The sequence below is a fragment of the Stutzerimonas decontaminans genome, assembly GCF_000661915.1.
In the GTDB taxonomy this organism is placed as follows: domain Bacteria; phylum Pseudomonadota; class Gammaproteobacteria; order Pseudomonadales; family Pseudomonadaceae; genus Stutzerimonas; species Stutzerimonas decontaminans.
This window is the reverse complement of the sequence record NZ_CP007509.1, coordinates 582666-599280: the sequence shown is the minus strand read 5'-3', so window position 1 is coordinate 599280 and position 16615 is coordinate 582666. Positions and strand designations below refer to the sequence as shown.

General features: G+C 59.2%; 12 protein-coding genes and 2 pseudogenes. 8 read left to right on the top strand and 6 right to left on the bottom strand.

Features of this window, described 5'->3' with window-relative positions; translation table 11 throughout:
* Window positions 1-994: 994 nt before the first annotated feature.
* Window positions 995-2029 (bottom strand): annotated as a pseudogene (locus tag UIB01_RS02720) (DinB/UmuC family translesion DNA polymerase); the annotation flags it as partial.
* A 506-nt stretch (window positions 2030-2535) separates the two neighbouring features.
* Here UIB01_RS02720 and UIB01_RS22625 point away from each other — a divergent pair.
* Window positions 2536-2898, top strand: coding sequence for a cupin domain-containing protein (locus tag UIB01_RS22625; RefSeq protein ID WP_071534424.1), 363 nt, complete (start codon window positions 2536-2538; stop codon window positions 2896-2898).
* A gap of 23 nt (window positions 2899-2921) precedes the next feature.
* Window positions 2922-3485, top strand: a complete 564-nt coding sequence (locus tag UIB01_RS02715; protein WP_026084028.1) for a chlorite dismutase family protein — start codon at window positions 2922-2924, stop codon at window positions 3483-3485.
* 144 nt (window positions 3486-3629) lie between these two features.
* Here the strand turns inward: UIB01_RS02715 and UIB01_RS02710 are convergent, their stop codons facing one another.
* From UIB01_RS02710 to UIB01_RS02695, 4 genes and pseudogenes are all read right to left on the bottom strand, one after another.
* Window positions 3630-5795, bottom strand: coding sequence for a site-specific integrase (locus UIB01_RS02710; RefSeq protein WP_011914409.1), 2166 nt, complete (start codon window positions 5793-5795; stop codon window positions 3630-3632).
* A complete protein-coding gene (locus UIB01_RS02705) occupies window positions 5792-6811 on the bottom strand; it encodes a tyrosine-type recombinase/integrase (protein ID WP_011914410.1) in 1020 nt (339 codons plus the stop codon). Before UIB01_RS02705 ends, UIB01_RS02710 begins: the two co-directional genes overlap by 4 nt.
* 58 nt (window positions 6812-6869) lie before the next feature.
* Window positions 6870-7118, bottom strand: a pseudogene (locus UIB01_RS02700) (Y-family DNA polymerase); the annotation flags it as partial.
* Window positions 7105-7536 carry a LexA family protein gene (locus tag UIB01_RS02695; protein ID WP_031310724.1) on the bottom strand — a complete coding sequence of 144 codons (432 nt, stop codon included), beginning with the start codon at window positions 7534-7536 and terminating at the stop codon, window positions 7105-7107. The gene UIB01_RS02695 and the pseudogene UIB01_RS02700, both read right to left, overlap by 14 nt.
* Before the next feature lie 83 nt (window positions 7537-7619).
* Between UIB01_RS02695 and UIB01_RS02690 the strand changes: the two genes are divergently transcribed.
* The gene (locus UIB01_RS02690; RefSeq protein WP_021206726.1) at window positions 7620-8333 is read left to right on the top strand and encodes an SOS response-associated peptidase family protein; all 714 of its coding nucleotides are present in this window, start codon (window positions 7620-7622) and stop codon (window positions 8331-8333) included.
* Window positions 8334-8417: 84 nt separating this feature from the next.
* Window positions 8418-9068 carry a GIY-YIG nuclease family protein gene (locus UIB01_RS02685; protein ID WP_038656633.1) on the top strand — a complete coding sequence of 217 codons (651 nt, stop codon included), beginning with the start codon at window positions 8418-8420 and terminating at the stop codon, window positions 9066-9068.
* Between the two features lie 218 nt (window positions 9069-9286).
* On the opposite strand, the gene UIB01_RS02680 is transcribed toward UIB01_RS02685, so the two are convergent.
* Window positions 9287-10777: a sensor domain-containing diguanylate cyclase gene (locus UIB01_RS02680; protein ID WP_038656631.1), complete on the bottom strand. Its 1491-nt coding sequence runs from the start codon at window positions 10775-10777 to the stop codon at window positions 9287-9289.
* Window positions 10778-10976: 199 nt separating this feature from the next.
* Here UIB01_RS02680 and UIB01_RS02675 point away from each other — a divergent pair, with 199 nt between their 5' ends.
* From UIB01_RS02675 to UIB01_RS02660, 4 genes are all read left to right on the top strand, one after another.
* Entirely contained in the window at window positions 10977-11912 is a 936-nt protein-coding gene (locus UIB01_RS02675) for an ABC transporter substrate-binding protein (protein WP_038656629.1), read from the top strand.
* The gene (locus tag UIB01_RS02670) at window positions 11906-14299 is read left to right on the top strand and encodes a putative bifunctional diguanylate cyclase/phosphodiesterase (protein WP_038656627.1); all 2394 of its coding nucleotides are present in this window, start codon (window positions 11906-11908) and stop codon (window positions 14297-14299) included. The genes UIB01_RS02675 and UIB01_RS02670 overlap by 7 nt, the downstream gene beginning before the upstream one ends.
* A gap of 97 nt (window positions 14300-14396) precedes the next feature.
* Window positions 14397-14894, top strand: coding sequence for an RNA polymerase sigma factor (locus tag UIB01_RS02665; protein WP_038656625.1), 498 nt, complete (start codon window positions 14397-14399; stop codon window positions 14892-14894).
* A 195-nt stretch (window positions 14895-15089) separates the two neighbouring features.
* A complete protein-coding gene (locus UIB01_RS02660) occupies window positions 15090-16613 on the top strand; it encodes a pyridoxal phosphate-dependent decarboxylase family protein (RefSeq protein WP_038656623.1) in 1524 nt (507 codons plus the stop codon).
* The last annotated feature ends 2 nt before the right edge of the window (window positions 16614-16615 follow it).

The window sequence follows — 16615 nt, the reverse complement described above, 5'->3', positions numbered from 1 at the left end:
CCCCGTAGTCCTACCGCAGCTATTCTGATGTCTACAAAGATCAGCCCTAGCGCGGTTTTTTTACAAAAACGTTCTTAACGGGTTAGGTAGGAAACGCGCTCAACGCGAATCCGATCGTCTGTCCCCAAAATCCGCTCCCCCGTACACCGCCTCCACCCGGAACCCGAGCCACTCGACAAAAGCTTTTCGCCTAGTTACTTTTTTCGCGCTGGCAAAACGCCGCTCACCCAAAAGCGAATGGCCAAAATTTCTGTGGAATAATTCACGCAGGGAGTTGCGAGGATGGAAGTGGGCGCGATTGTTATAGTGGCCCTTGTCGTTTTATGGCTACTCGACCGTGCTGCTTCGCTGGGAGCGACACGGAGGCCTGAAAAACCCGTAAATCTGACACGGATTCCCTTATCTTCTGCTGCCTTGCCCGAACGGCTCGACTCGCCCGCTAAGGGACGGCCGAATTCCGCCGTTTTGTCGTTGCCCTGGCTGGAAGGCCAATGCATCTATGACCCTCGCTATCAATCCCATGACCGATTCATCTATCTTTGGATACCCAGTACTTCGGATGTAGTGCGAATAACCTTGTCGGACTACATCGACTTGCACGGTTTTTCAGCAGAGGTAATGGCTACTTCCCGCCTAAACGCCCAGCATTATCAGGCATACCAAGGTTGGCTTAAGGAGGGCATCCGGGAGGCCAATCTTGATTTCCCTTACATGCTGTCTGACACCACGTATCCAATCGAACGCCGACAGGTGACTAGCTCGGCTCCGTCCCCTGTTGCCGAGGCGCTGGAGAGGCTTAACAAGTTGGACGAGTTTGGCCCTTCCTTCCCTAGCACGGGCCGCGGGCCAAGAGGCTATTGCACCCGTTGCGGCGGAACTGGATACATCCCACATTTCAACCATGTACAAGGGGGCGTCTGCTTCGCCTGTTTCGGTAGAGGCTAGAATGAGAAGCCCCGAACGGATCGGGGCTTTTTGCAATCCAACGCTTACCTTACTCGCACCGCACCAGCCAAAGCTGATCGATTCGCGTAGTAAAGCTCTGACTCATCATGTCCCGCCGCATGCCCCAGTCGGGCGCTGTGGGTACACGCCCTGGCCTAAGGGTGTTGCGCCCCCACTTGGCGTTAATCGCATCCAGCACACCCATCACCCGCGCTGAGGCGGCGGGCTGGATTTCGGTAAAGAGATCGTCGGTGTACTCGCCGCGCTGTCTGAGATCCATCAGCAGCACCTCGGCCTTGCTGAATGAAAAGCCCTCTCGATAGACATGCTCCAGGCCAGCGATAGCCGCGCGGGTGATGTATCTGGTGTCGTCCGTTGGATAAGGCAGCTCAACTACCACCCCTTTGGCAAACTTTGGCTCGTCTGGGTTGAACATGCCGGTGCGGATGCTCACTCGCACTCGTTTGCACATGGACTGCTGCGCCCGTAGCTTCTCAGCAGCGCGGGCGGCATACGTTGCCACAGCCTCCCGGATCGGCCCCAACTCCAGGAGGCGCTTGCCGAACATCCTTGAACAGCAAATCTCTTGCTTGGGCGGCGCCGCTTCCTCTAGATCTAGGCACGGCGTACCGCGTAGCTCACGGGCCGTTTTCTCTACCACCACGCTGAACTGCTTGCGCAACGTCCAGGCGTCCGCGCATGCCAAATCCCAGGCGGTGCGGACACCCATGCTGTTCAGATGCTCGGTCATTCGGCGGCCTATCCCCCAAACGTCACTCACGTCAGTCACGCGCAGCACCTTGTCACGCCGAACCGGATCGAGCAGGTCTACAACGCCGCCGGTTTGCTTTTGCCAGCGCTTCGCCGAATGGTTGGCCAGCTTCGCCAGAGTCTTTGTGCCTGCGATACCTACCCCGACGGGAATACCAGTACTCGCCAAGACTTGCGTGCGAATCCGCCTGCCGAGAGCTTCAACGTCCGGTACTCCAGTCAGATCAGCGAAAGATTCATCGATCGAGTACACCTCGACGGCAGGGACAAGCCCCTCGATGACTGTCATCACTCGTTCGCTCATGTCACCGTTTATGTGTAATAGAAAGTCAATAAGAACCGGGCCATGCTCGCCCTTGGAGCTTCTCATACCCAACCGGTATGGCTGTAGCTTCTGAGGAGATCGCCGTCGCTCACCGGATCATCCGGTCATCCTGTTAGTAACCGGTCAAAGCTGATCTGTTACATCGAAGGCGGACACCTGTCCATCGACAACACCCCTGCCGAGCGGTGAACCGCCCTCCCATGTACATATGACCAAAACGTCGCCGTTATCCTACCGTTCTGTCATGCCTACCCACGACGGAGTATTGACGGTCTCCGTCCTATAACATAGCTTTTCCGAAAGGCGCTCAAGTACATATCGTCATGTGCATACGAGCCTCGTGTCGTTAAAAGAAATGGTTGGTGCCGCATGAAAGTGCTCTTCATGATGCCGTTCGGCGTGTCGAGCTTCTCCGCCCCCATCAAGATCAAGGCTTCGTCTTGGTGTTAGTGCCAGATGCACGTCACCTTGCGGTGCAGGAATGGAGTGTGAACATGAAAGCAGAAACGGAATCGCGGATTTTTTCGGTGGACGAATATGTCCGTCCGTCTAACGGCGAACCGATCCGTTCAGTTGTTCTGGAGACCAACGATTCTGTCGTTGTAGTTTGGCACGCCTACCCTAGGCAGGAAATAGCTGCCCATGTCCATCCTCACGGCCAAGATACTTGGACGGTTATCTCAGGTGAGGCCAAGTATTATCAAGGCAACGGCGTAGAAATTCATCTTAAAGCTGGAGATATTGCCATTGCAAAACCTGGGCAAGTACATGGTGCCGTGAACTCTGGTCCAGGACCTTTCATATTTGTCTCCGTGGTTGCGCCGGGCAGTGCAGGTTTTGCGTTATCTGAGAAATAGGCGAAAGGCCTGAGAGGAACCTGATGAATACACGAGTATTTACGTTCGCTGGTGGAGAAACGGGGGTTTGGCGCGTTGTTGCGATGAATGCCGTGGCAGGAGCCCCTCTCCCTGGAATCCCACGGCTCAACGTAGCCGCTGGCTCTGTTTCGCCGCAGCCTCCGGGCACCAAATGGCTCCTTCGCGGGATAACGAGTAACGAGCGCTATGTCGTGCGTGAAGAGAAGGATCGTCTCGTGGCGAAGCAGCCAAGCTTGGGTCGAGCAGAGGCTACCTGCGCCGCCCTGATCCCTATCCGGAAAAACCCCTCATGGTGGGGACTGTCTCAAGACGAACGCCGGAAGATTTTTGAGGAACAGTCCCGTCACATTCACATCGGGCTCCAATATCTCCCTGCTGTGGCCCGCCGCCTCCACCATTGTCGGGACCTGGGCGAGAACGAACCCTTCGACTTCTTGACTTGGTTCGAATATTCCCCGTCTGATGAGACGGCCTTTAACAGGCTTCTGGCCGAACTCCGAGCCTCGGTGGAGTGGCAGTATGTCGACAGAGAAATCGACATCCGGCTAGTGCATGAGCCGGCCTAGCATCAGGTTTAACTTCGATCTACGTGCGGCACACTCCTGCGACACCCGCAGCCCAGCAAAACCCCGAAAAATCTAGTGTGTCGCATAACTTAGGAGTAACGCGACAGGTATGTCTAGCGAGCCACTAGTCGCTTAAGAACTTTTCTACTTATAGCCTCCTCTTTCTCTCATCGATCTCCTCGGCATCCTGCCGTCTAGAGCCGGCACATTGTCCAGCTTTCGAATGAGGCTCTCCAGCTTTTCCAAGTCGCCCTCGGCAATGGCTCGCTCGTCGGGAGTTAAAGGCACGGCCTCCAAGTACCGTCCGATAGACGATTTGCTTTCCAATGCTTGGGCCCTTGCGCTGGCTTTCGGCAAGTTGAAGTCACACCCCGCACAGGCCATGCGATGTGGGCAGCTGCTCCAGAAGGGATTTGAACAATACGAGTCGCCCAAGTCATAGAAGGTGTAGGGGGCATCTGAATGGCGAACAATTACGTCATGATCGATCAAAACGGAGACCATATGGGCCATTTGATCGGCTTTAACGAAGGATGCTGCCAGCTTGGTAGGCCGAATTCGAATGTAATGCAAAGTCGAATTCGGCGAGCTATGTCCCGACCACTGCATTAGCTCGATCAGCGACATGCCCTGAGGGACGCTGGCGAGCGCCGTCACTGCGGAGGCACGTCCCCGGTGGCTGGTGATTCGCCCGCGACTGTCCTCCAGTGGCACACCCGCCTTGGCGCATAGCATTGGAATGATGGTGCCATTAATGACACTGGAGCCTATGCGCTTGCCTCGAAACTGAAATAGGTAGCTAACTTTTTCCCCGGTTCGCTCATCCAGCAAAGCGGCCTGGTTAGCAGGCCTGTCCTCCAGCCAGGCGTCAATGCGCTCCTTCACGACCACCGCTACAGGTTTGACGAAAGCTTTGAACGTCTTGCTGGCAGGAATATCGAGATAGCATAAAGTTTTTGCTGGAACGATGGTCCCATCCTCGTGTACCACATCATTGGTCTGAGGATGCGCGCATCTTTTATCCAAGCGCATGATTTCATTGCTGCGCAAACCAGCGTGCGTCCACACTACAGCAATGGCTTGAACCATCGACAGCGGATAGTGAATCTCCGAAAGCAGATCACTACGCTCAAGATTTAGACTCGCCCAAATCAGCTTGAGCCAGGTCGAGTCATCAATTACCCGCGGGTTGATACCCGAGTTGAATGTCACGGATCGCGGGGTGGCGAGGTGATGCCGGGGGCTGAACTTCAAACGACCCCATCCCCAGAGTTCAAAGTCTGTAAAAAATCGTCGCAAGGCATGTAGAAAGCCGCGCTTCGAGTTGGCAGCGATAGGCTGACCAAGCCCCTTTAGCTGTGTTCCCTTCGCTGACTCCAAAGCCCACTCACCGACCGTCATCCGGTCGACGGCAGCAATAAATGCAGCGCAAGTGGACATGCTCCAATCGGTAGGCGCCGCCATTCCTGATTGCTCGCGCGCTAGCCAGACACCGGTCCTCAAGATAAAACTGTAATTGCTTTCACGTGTGCGTGGACGCAAGGTGGAAGTGTCTCGCCATCGACGGCACCACATTGCCCAAGTCGGATCGATGCCTTCGATGCTTTTCGCCCGCCAACAGGTATAGCCTCGCATGCGTAAAGGTTTCGCCAAAATCCCCATGGCAGCGAGGCCGTGAGATACCTTTCCGACCGATCTCGCGACACCTTCGCTTCGATGCTGTTGGCCCTTCAGTAGCAGTTCCTCGGTGAATGTCTCCAACCGCGGATCGCCGTTTTCCAGCATCAAGGCACCCAGCACGTTGGAAAGGAACTGCTCAAGATGGCGAGCAGCGTAGCCCAGCGATCTCAACGCTTGGCTCAAGCGAACGTGCTCATGTCTGAACACGGCATGGCCGAAGATAAAAGAAGCATATATCGCCGGCTGCCGGAATTTGGCGATACGCTGCGGGGTTCGAAAATCGCCGAGATGGTAAGCAACGGAAGCGAGATATGGTCGTGATCCTGCTCGATTACTGAGCAAGGTCAACCACTGCGACTCAGACCAACACCAGTAGGGTTTACCGGTTTTGCTGACATTCCAGAGAATGACTGCCACTGATGAAATGGCTAATCGCTGAGAAACGCCGCTGTGCGCCGCTATATCAGCTAGCGGCCTCATGAGCTCAGGTATCTCTGATTGGAGGTAGCCCCAGTCTGAACGGTGAGAGCGATTCGAAAGTATGCTCAGCTCGATTTTCGATAGATCGCTCTGACGTACGTACTTGCTCGCGTCGAACGGAACATAAGGGGTGACTGAGGGGGTGCTCATAGCAATGCCTCAGACCCAAAGAGTTCACAGAACATCCGAGCATCGAGACTGCCGACGGAGTGCGCCATCTTTGCGGTTAAATCCGCGCCAGATAGGTGCAGGTAAATCAAAGTGGTTTTGGGGTCTCGATGTCCAGCATACGTGGTCAGTTCATGGAGCTTCCAGCCCGCACGGGCCAGATGGGTAAGCCGAAGGTGGCGAAAGGTATGAGTGCTCAGGTGCGATAGTTTCGCTTCCTTGGCCCACCCTTCAACCGTTTTACTCCACGCCCAACGGGACAGTGGCGAGCCTCGATTACGATCTGATGCTGATCGAAACAACGAACCTCGCATCCAGCCAGCGCCGCGAAGAGCATGTAGATGCTCTATCAAGACAGGTGCAATGTCTGGGCTGTAGCACACGACGCGGCTGCGTTTGCCTTTGGTCGTTTCCGCTCGCACCGAGATCAGTCGGTGTGCAACGTCTAAATCCTCAATACGCAAGGCCACCAACTCGGCACGGCGAAGAGCCCCGAAATACGCCAACGACAGCATTAGTCGATCACGGATAGACGACCTGGCCGCAATACTGAGAAAGTGTCGCCACTGCTCATCGGTGGGAATGTCTGGCAACTTAATCAGCCGTGGGAGCAAGCCCCTGACAAACCCTCCATGTCCAGGCACTTGGGCCAGCCGACCATGCTGTCCGCGGGGCACGGGGTTGTGCTCGCAAAGACCCTGAAAAACGAGGTGGTCGTACCACAACCGGATAGCAGTAAGCCGCTGGTGCAAGGTTGAATTCGCCACCGCGCTCTTTGCGCCAGGTAGCAGCTCACGGATGTAGAGCGTGACTTGTTCGAATGTCGCGGATTCGGGTTTCAGCCCACTCCCTTCGCAATGCAATAAGTAATGCGCAAGGGCACGGCCATAGGCGTCAAGGGTGGCCGGCGCACGCCCCAGATTACCCAAGAGCTCCAGCCAAGCTTGTACACTGGAATAACGACTTAACACTTGCTTGTGCAATGGGGTGGTGGTCATGGGCGCCCCCTGAGCGTCAACGGATTCAGCCTAGCTCAAAAGCATTCCACCTAACTTAATACAGTGCGTAGTTGCTGGAAAACACCACCACGCCCCAGCGCTCCAGGTCACGGCGAATCTGAAAGTACGGCGCGCCCATCTTGATTCCGAGTGCTTTGGCCTCGGCCGAGCGAGCTATCACGCAGCCGTCATTGTTGGAGAGCACTACGATCGGGGTGCGCCGCAGATCCGGGCGGAAAACTCGCTCACAGCTCGCATAGAATGAGTTGCAATCGATGAGGGCGATCACTCGCTCAATACTTGCCATGGATTCGGATGCTGTAAGGCACCACGCCCCAGACGTAGAGCTCCTCGCTTTCGAGGAGATAGCGCGCCGGATATTTTGGGTTGGCCGAGCGCAGGATGACCTGGCTGCCGTCGCGATCGAATATCTTCACCAATGGCTCATTGTTCAACGCCGCAATGATCACCTCGCCTTTCTCCGCATCGCGCCCTCGCTCAACGACCAGGATGTCCCGGTCGAAAATGCCGACGTGGATCATGCTCTCGCCACTCGCGCGCGCCAGGTAGGTATGAGGTGCCCGGATGTTCATCAGCTCGTCCAGCGAGATGCTGCCCTCCAGATGATCCTGTGCCGGGCTTGGAAAGCCGGCCGGCACGCAGAAGCTGAAGAACGGTAAGGCAATTGTTGAGGGAGCCGTGGGTCCCAAGATATGAACGGGCATGGCGCAGTCCAAGATGCTGTATTTATATACAGTATTCTTGGAGGCGATCGGCCGGTCAATCGAAGCAGACGTGCGGAGGCATCATGTGTGGACGTTTCGCCCAGTACCGAATTGCTTACGAGTATCTAGACAAGATTGGTGCGCAACTGCCGTTGCCGTTACTCGGAGGCGCAAGCCCTGAACCTATCGGGCGGTACAACGTGCCGCCCCGATCAAACGTTCAGCTCCTACATCAAGACGCGGACGGTCTCCGAATGGATCCGGTGCCTTGGGGGTATGCGCCTTGGTGGGCGCACGGAAAGAGACCGCCGGCGATCAATGCCAGAGTAGAGACCGCTGCGACATCAAAATTCTTTCGTGATGTCTGGGGTACAGGACGCGCTATCGTCCCGGCAGACGGTTGGTTCGAATGGAAGAAGGACGAGCGGAACCCGAAGATCAAACAGCCCTATTTCATAACGCTGCGTAGTGGTGAACCGATGTTCTTCGCGGCGATAGGCCAGTTTCAACGGGGCGGTATGCTGGAACCGCGAGACGGCGATGGTTTCGTGATCATCACCTCTTCCAGCGATGACGGCATGCTCGACATCCATGACCGCAGGCCACTGGTTTTCTCCGGAGAATGTGCCGCTCACTGGATGGACCCCGAACTGGCGCCTGGCGAGGCTGAAGAGCTTGCGCTTGAACATGGGGAGGGAGTCGATGGGTTTGAGTGGTATGCGGTAGGACGAGAAATCGGAAACGTGCGCAATGAGGGGGCTCGGCTCATTGCGCCTATAAGTGATCCGCTGCTTTAACCACTTTGCCTGCCGTCAACCAATCGCCGTCGCCACCGCCTCAGCGCATAATCTTGGGTCTTTTGTTCGAGACGGATCTTGGCGATGTTCAAAAACCTATGGCGGTGGTTCAAACGGCCAAAAAACCCGGCCGGCTATGTGTATTACGCACGCCTGAAGACTAACTGTGGGCTTTTGTACAAACTCGGCTACACCAAAAAGCCCAGTCTCAAGGAACGCCTCGCCTACGGCGGGCAAGGCGATGAAAAGATGATTGACCAAGAGTTCTTCTTTACCTATTGCGAAGACGCCTGGGACGTCGAACAAACCCTGCTTGAGCACTTCACCCGTCAGCGCGCCTTTGGCAAATACAGCAAAGATGCTCGCAAGCCGCTGTGCGGCCGTGGCCAGACAGAGCTGTTCGCCCACGACATACTGGGGCTGGATGAGAACCTCTACATCAAGCCCGATGCGCAGACGCTGGCAAAAATCCGGGAGCAGAACAAGGATGTGGGAGGCGGCTGCCTATTCGTATTCCTCGGCTTAATCCTAGTGCCTTTCACGTTCGGGCTATCGCTTCTGTTCATAGTGGGCGGATTAAGCGGGATGTTCGGCAGACCAGGGGGTATCGAAAATTTTGCCGCGCAGTACAAGCAAAAGCCTGTTCATCCGCCTGCCATTGCTGATCTCATCAAGAGCCTTAGTCAGCCTGTGTCCGATTCGGTACAGCCCAAGGCGCTCCCCACTAATTGTTGATCTGGACTGGATTCGCGAAACCATGGAGCTACGCACGAAGAAAATGTGGGGACAAGTGTGGGGATAGAGAAAGCAGGATTCATATTATCTTTTGATATCAATAAGTTGAAGAGTCAAAACGCCGGCCACAAGCCGGCTTTTTATTGCCTGCGATTTACTCCTGACGCCACTGCGCTGCAGCCCAACGGCTCATCGTTGAGCTGAATTCAGCTACCGGGTTATGCACTTGGGCAGTCGAACGGTCGCGGCTCCGCCGCACATACCCGATTGCGGCCGCCGTGCTTGGCCTCGTAAAGCGCCTTGTCCGCCCGCGCAATCAGCTGTTCGACCTCATGTTCCCCGGCATCCGCCTGGGCTAAGCCGATGCTGACGGTGATATGGATATCGCCGACGGATGTCGCAATTGGCATTTGCTCGATGGCCGTGCGGATTTTCTCGGCGACGCTAAGAGCACCCTCGGTGTCGGTATGCGGCAGTGCGACGGCAAACTCCTCACCGCCGAGCCGGCCGAATAGATCGTGAGCGCGAAGCATGCCGGCGCATGTTGCGGTGAACTGCTTGAGCACCGCGTCGCCGATCGGATGGCCGTGTACATCATTGACGCGTTTGAAATGGTCGATGTCGAGCATCAGCAGACTCAGGCTCTCGTTGTGACGGCGAGCCCGAGTGAGTTCCGCCTCCAGGCTCGCAAGGAACGAACGGCGGCTGCTAATGCCCGTCAGCACGTCGGTATTGGCCAGCTGCGCCAGCTGGTCGTGAGCCTGGCGCAGTCTGTCGGTGCTCTGGAAATATCGACTGCTCAGCACAAACAGCAACAGTGCAACCAGCGAGAGCAGCAACGAGATGATGCCTGCCGAGGCGATCAGCAGTTCTTTGCGTTCATGAAAGGACGCCATGAAATCCTTGGGCGCCAGCAGCACGACAACCACAACGCTCTCGGCAGGAAGACGCCGATAGGCGCCCAGACGATAGTCGCCATCGATGGAACTTACGCCCTCGTAATAGCCATGTGCAGGCGCCTTCGGGTCGAAATAAGGTCTGTCCTCAGGCAGTTTGAACCGACCGTAGCGGCCTGGGATTGGGGTACCGGAGGCGATGGCGCGCAAGCTGCGATCCGTGCCCACCAGTGCGATGGTGCCGTTCGGGCCAACGTTGATCTGCTGGTAATAGTCGGCGAAGAAGCTGGTTGGCACAGACAGGACCAACACACCGGCAAACTCGCCATTCTGGTGGATGGGCCGGGTGAACTGGATGGTCCATTGTTTCGACACCCGGCCCAATACCGGCTTGCTGATGAACAAGCGGTCCTCCTGCGGATTGTCGCGGTGAACGCGAAAATGCTCGCGATCGCTTAGGTCCACAGGTTTGACAGATGGCGCGAGATTGGAAAAAACCAGCAAGCCGTTCCTGTCTATCACCGCCAGCTGCGTAACGAAGCTTCCGTAGGCCTGCAACTCCTCGTGCACGTACTGTTGAAAGTCGGAGTGCTCGAGCACGTCTTCACGCATGTCCAACAGCACGATATCCATCAGCCTGATCGCGCTGTGCACATGCGCTTCGAACGCGGTTGCCAGGTTCATCGCATCGTTACGGGCGGCCTCCACCGTCGCGCGCCGCTGATGCTTGATCTCGTCGAGAACAACGCTCCACATGGGCACCAATGTAAGCGCGAGGATAAGAGCTGCCAGTAGTCCTGCCTTGCGATTCAAGCTGTCTCCGTCGCGTCCTACGCGAAGTTCGTATCCATGAAGCTACCAGACGCCCAGTGGCGACCGCCAGACACGTCGGCACGTCCCGATTGATCCATATTCGCGTATATCCGGCGAGTGAATATCCACTTCTTTAGCAGGGATTCCCGTGACCGTACGGTTCCGCTATGGTGGCTAACAGATATTGCGGAGAAATCGCATGATCCGCTGCACGACTGTCCTACTGCTGTTAGTCGCCTTGCTTGGCTGCCAACCTGACCCGGAAGCAATTAGGGTGGGGGGCAATCGCTGGCTTGGCTATGCGCCGCTCTACCTGGCGGACGATCTCGGCTGGACGGCGCCCAGCGGTATTCGTCTGGTCGAGTACCCGACCACCACTGGCGTGTTGCGTGGCTTTCGCAGCGGCATGCTCGATGCTGCGCTGCTGACGCTCGACGAAACGCTCGCCTTGCAGCACAGCGCCGCCGATCTCGATCTGGAGATCATCCTGATTGCCGATGTCTCCGTGGGCGCCGACGCGGTGTTCGCCCGGGCACCCGTGACCAGTATCACCGAACTCGCAGACCGCCGGATCGGCGTGGAGAACACGGCACTGGGTGCCTATCTGCTTTCGCGCGTACTGGACCATGCACAACTGGACATCAGTGACCTGCACGTCGTCAGCCTGCCTATCCATGAGCAGCTCGAAGCCTTCAGCAGCGACCGTGTCGATGCAGTGATCACTTTCGCCTCGGAAGGTCCCGCCCTGGAGGCCAAGGGCGCGCGGCGCATCTTCGACAGTCGACAGCTGCCTGGGGAAATCGTCGATGTGCTGGTGGTTGATCGCCGCAGGGTCAGCCCAGAGCAGCGCAGGCGCCTCCGAGCACTCTGGTTCGACGCGCTGATCACGTGGCGGGAAAATCGCACCGCGACCGACCCACGTCTCCAGGCCCGCCTGGGCCTGACGAGCGACACGCTGGACGTAACGCTGGGTGGGCTCCTGATGGGCGACGCCAGTGTCAACCGCGCCTGGTTCGACGGTGGGCAGCTGGCGCAGAGCATCGAGCGCATGGGCCAGTACATGGCGGAAAAACACCTGCTCAACGAAACACGCCACTATGGGCTGCTGCCCCGCTGCGAGGTGCTTGGATGCTGACCAGACTATCGCTGCGTAGGTCACTGCCGCTGCTGCTCGGGCTGTTCGGCCTGCTGTTCACCATCCTGCTGACCGTATGGCATCTGCCGACCCGGATCGAGGAAACACTGACCGACTGGCGCAGCCACACCTACCAGCATCTGGCGCTGCTGCAGAGCAGCCTCAGCGACCACCGACGCCTGGGCCGCACCGCCGAACTGGAAACCGAGCTGGCTGACCTCGCCAGCCTGGAAGGCGTGCGCTGGGCGATGGTGATCGACCATGAGCTCGCAGTGATCGCGGCGACTCGCCTCGGCCTGCTGCCGGAACGGCTGGACCTGATCAGCGCCGCAGAACTCAAGGCGCTCGTCGCCAGCGGGCGCCCCAGCTGGACCGGCGAAAAGGCCGATCATCAGTTGGCGATCTTCCCGCTCGACCGCGTCGCCGAGGATGGCACGCCACTGCGCGAGGCGCTGTTGGTGGAGTACGACTTCGCCCCGGTACTCGCGCAAACCAAGCGCGACGCCTGGTTCTATCTGGCGCAGACCCTGGCCCTGCTGATCTTGCTCGGTCTGATCCTCAACCGGCTCTACGGGCGGCTACTGACCCGCCGTCTGGCCCGCATCGATCAGGCCGCACGCCAGTTCGCCCTCGATCAGCAGCCTCAGCCGCCAGCGGTGAGCGGTCGCGACGAGATCGGCAAGCTCGCCGTCACCCTCAGCCACATGATGAACCAGCTTCATGACCGCCAACTGGCGCTCGGCGAAAGCGAGCGACTGTTCCGCGAGCTGGTCGACACGGCGCCAATCGGCATGCTGGTGGTCGATCAGGAGCTGCGCGTACTGCAAGCCAATCCAGCGGCCTCCGCGCTGTTCGGCTGTACCCCTGAGGAGCTTCTCGACAACCTGCCGAACGACCGCCTGGTGGAGAGCGATGCCACAGCACGCCTGCGCAGCACCCCGGCCAATACCACACTCGAGCTGACCGGCCGCTGCAATGACCAGGAGGTGCCACTGGAGATCAGCTGCACGCCCTTCCAGCGCTACGGCGAACAACGTTTCCTGGTGCTTTTGCGTGACATCAGCGACCGGCTGCGCGCAGAGCAGCGCCTGCGCTTTCTCGCCCACTTCGATCCGCTGACTCAGCTAGCCAATCGCAACTACCTGATGCAGCGCCTGGAGCAGCTGCTATCGGCGCAGCTGCCACTGACCTTGCTTTACCTGGATCTGGACCATTTCAAACGCATCAACGACAGCCTCGGCCACGAAATCGGCGACAAGCTGCTGGTGCAAGTTGGCGATCGACTCGGCCGGCTGATGCCAGAGCACGCGCTGCTATCGCGAACTGGCGGTGACGAGTTCATGCTGCTGCTCGCTGGCAACGACATCATCAGCGCGGAAAACCTGGCCCGACGCATCATCGACGGCTTCCAGCCACCGGTGCGCATCGGCCAGTACGAATGTTTCGTCAGCCCCAGCATCGGCATCACCGTCAGCGACGGCCGGCACAGCCCCACAGACCTGCTCAAGCAGGTGGATCTTGCGCTGTATGCGGCCAAGGACGCCGGACGCAACTGCACGGTGGTCTACAGCGGCTCGCTCAGCGAGGCCGCTGCCAGTCGACGGGAACTCGAACAAGCATTGCGCCGTGCGCTGGATCGCGAGGAGTTCGTCCTGCACTACCAGGCCCAGGTCAACGCCCAGGGCGAGCCGGAAGTCATGGAGGCACTGCTGCGCTGGGACTCTCCGGAGCGCGGACTGGTGCCACCCGGCGAGTTCATCCCGGTACTCGAAGAGAGCGGCATGATCATCGAAGCGACGCGCTGGGTATTCCGTGAAGCCTGCCGCCAGGCTTGCCGTTGGCACGCCATGGGTTATTCGCTGCGCATTGCAGTCAACCTGTCACCACTGGATTTCCGCCAGGCCGACCTGGCCGGCAGTCTGCTGGCGATCCTCGAAGAAGAAGGCGCCTCGGCCAGCATGCTCGAGCTGGAGATCACCGAAAGCGCACTGCTCGAAGCGGACGAACATGTGCAGCAGACGCTCACCCGCCTGAAGGCGGCCGGGCTGCCGCTGCTGCTCGATGACTTCGGCACCGGCTATGCCTCGCTGACCTACCTGCAGCGCTTCCGCTTCGACGGCATCAAGATCGATCGCGAGTTCGTCAGCGGATTGCCGGATAGCGAAGAGTCGGTCGCGCTGGTGCGTGGCATCCTCACCATGGCCAGCCACCTCGGCCTGCACGTGGTTGCCGAAGGGGTCGAGAATGAGCGCCAGGCGGCCTTCCTGCGTCTCAACGGCTGCCCCAGCCTGCAGGGCTTCCACTATGCGCGACCGCAACCAGCAGCGCAGTGCCGGCTGCAGCAGAACGGCCGGACGATCAACCTGCAGCTACCGCTGGACGCGTGATCGGCGGCAAGGCGGGAGGCATGACGGCAATCCGCCTGCAATTGCGAAGCGTTATCAATTGCGCTAGTTTCGTTGCCCCCTCTGGCGGCACGCCCCCATGCGCAATAACAACAAGATCCCCGATTCCTGCCTGCAGTGTTATGTCCACCATCGCCAGCAACTGGTCGCGCACCTGACCCGTGTCGGCGGCTGCCGCGCGCTGGCCGAAGATCTGGCCCAGGACGCCTGGCTGAAGCTCGCCCAGGTCATGCCCGAGCAGCGTCTCGACAACCCCAAGGCCTATCTCTTTCGCATCGCCACCAACCTCTTGCGTGATGCCCTGCGCCATCGCGCCCTGCTCGGTGCATCGGACGAGTGTCCACTGGAACTCATCGAAGCGGTCCAGGCCGACCCTTGCGGGCTGGTGGAAAACCAGTGCGCGCTGCAGTGCGTGCTGCGCCAGCTCGATGACCTACCGCCGCGTTGCCGCGAGGTATTCGAACTGGCGCGGCTGGAAGGACTCAGCCAGGCGGAGATCGCCGAGCGTCTGGGCATTTCGGTGAACACCGTGATCGCACAGCTGGCCAAGGCGCGCCAGCGACTGGAGCGGCCGTAACTTTTTTCTTCGCCGCCGTAATGGTTTTTCCGTGCTGATTCGTCTTGCCTGTGCCCTTGCGCAATTGAGAGTAATTCTCGATTAACCAGCATCCTCGCAGATGCTTCGTGCGGCCCCGCCGCCAGACAAGAAACCACCGAAACCGCGAAAACGGCCCGTACCGGGTCGCGGCCGCGCTCGGCCCGAGGAATGTGCATGACCCCGTCCAGTACCGTAGTGCCCTTCGCCCCAGGCCCCGTCAGCAACGGGCTGTTCACCCGCAGCAATCACGATGACTACCGCCAGCTCCTGCAGCAGGGGCTGAACCTGGTGCAGCAGTGCCTGCAGCGTCAGCAGCAGCCGTTCAGCGGCATCCTTCCGCAGGAACTGGCCGCCGATTTCGAACGCGTCGATCTGGAGCGCCCGCTGGGCGACGCCGGCGCCGCGCTGCGCGAGCTGGATCAGCTCTATCTGCGCGACGCGGTGTACTTCCACCATCCGCGCTACGTTGCCCACCTCAACTGCCCGGTGGTGCTGCCGGCACTGCTGGCCGAAGTGCTGGTGTCGTCGCTCAATTCCTCGCTGGACACCTGGGACCAGAGCGCCGGCGGCACGTTGATCGAACAGCGCCTGATCGACTGGACCTGCGCGCGCATCGGTCTCGGCAGCCAAGCCGACGGCGTGTTCACCAGCGGCGGCACCCAATCGAACCTGATGGGCCTGCTGCTGGCCCGCGAGCACGTCTGCAACCGCCTGCCCGACCACGGCGGCAACCTGCGTCACGGCCTACCGGCCGAGGCCACCGGGCTGCGCATCTTCGCCTCCCGCGCCAGTCACTTCAGCGTGCAGAAATCCGCCGCGCTGCTGGGTCTGGGCTACGACGCCGTGCGCAGCATCGAAACTGACAACACCCAGTGCATGAGCGTGCCGGCGCTGGCCCAGGCCCTGGCCGACTGCCAACGTCTGGGCGAGCTGCCCATGGCCGTAGTCGCCACCGCCGGCACCACCGACTTCGGCAGCATCGATCCGTTGCCGGAAATCGCCGCGCTGTGCCAGCACTACGGCGTCTGGCTGCACGTGGACGCCGCCTATGGCGGCGGTCTGCTGGTCGCACCGCGCTACCGCGACTGGCTGGCCGGCATCGAACATGCCGACTCAGTCACCGTCGACTATCACAAGTCGTTCTTCCAGCCGGTCAGCTGCAGCGGTTTCTTCGTTCGCCAGCGTCAGCACCTGAGTTACATCACCCACCACGCCGACTACCTCAACCCGCGCAGCCAGACCAGCGAGGGCACGCCGAACCTGGTCAACAAGAGCATCCAGACCACCCGCCGCTTCGACGCACTGAAGCTCTGGCTGACCCTGCGCATCCTCGGTGCCGAGCACATCGGCGCGATGTTCGAGGAGGTCATTGACCGCGCCGCCGATACCTATCGCCTAGTTGCCGACGACCCGGCCTTCGAGGTCTTCACCCCGCGCCTGAGCACGCTGGTGTTCCGCTTCGTCGCCCCGGGCGTGGCGAACGAGCGCCTGGATGCGATCAACCGCGAGATCCGCAAGGCGATCTTCCGCTCCGGCGCAGCGGTCATTGCCGCCACCGTGGTCGAGGGTCGGCAACACCTCAAGTTCACCCTGCTCAACCCGGAAACCACGCTGGACGACCTGCGCGCCATCGTCGAGCTGATTCGTGGCCACGGCACCCGCCTGCTCGACGACCTACCCACCGCCGCCAACCAGTAAGG

Coding starts and splice junctions, on each gene's coding strand:
- UIB01_RS02665 (WP_038656625.1), top strand. CDS start 14,397: ATGCGCAATAACAACAAGATCCCCGATTCCTGCCTGCAGTGTTATGTC.
- UIB01_RS02660 (WP_038656623.1), top strand. CDS start 15,090: ATGACCCCGTCCAGTACCGTAGTGCCCTTCGCCCCAGGCCCCGTCAGC.
- UIB01_RS02705 (WP_011914410.1), bottom strand. CDS start 6,811: ATGACCACCACCCCATTGCACAAGCAAGTGTTAAGTCGTTATTCCAGT.
- UIB01_RS02715 (WP_026084028.1), top strand. CDS start 2,922: ATGAATACACGAGTATTTACGTTCGCTGGTGGAGAAACGGGGGTTTGG.
- UIB01_RS22625 (WP_071534424.1), top strand. CDS start 2,536: ATGAAAGCAGAAACGGAATCGCGGATTTTTTCGGTGGACGAATATGTC.
- UIB01_RS02710 (WP_011914409.1), bottom strand. CDS start 5,795: ATGAGCACCCCCTCAGTCACCCCTTATGTTCCGTTCGACGCGAGCAAG.
- UIB01_RS02675 (WP_038656629.1), top strand. CDS start 10,977: ATGATCCGCTGCACGACTGTCCTACTGCTGTTAGTCGCCTTGCTTGGC.
- UIB01_RS02690 (WP_021206726.1), top strand. CDS start 7,620: ATGTGTGGACGTTTCGCCCAGTACCGAATTGCTTACGAGTATCTAGAC.
- UIB01_RS02695 (WP_031310724.1), bottom strand. CDS start 7,536: ATGCCCGTTCATATCTTGGGACCCACGGCTCCCTCAACAATTGCCTTA.
- UIB01_RS02670 (WP_038656627.1), top strand. CDS start 11,906: ATGCTGACCAGACTATCGCTGCGTAGGTCACTGCCGCTGCTGCTCGGG.
- UIB01_RS02685 (WP_038656633.1), top strand. CDS start 8,418: ATGTTCAAAAACCTATGGCGGTGGTTCAAACGGCCAAAAAACCCGGCC.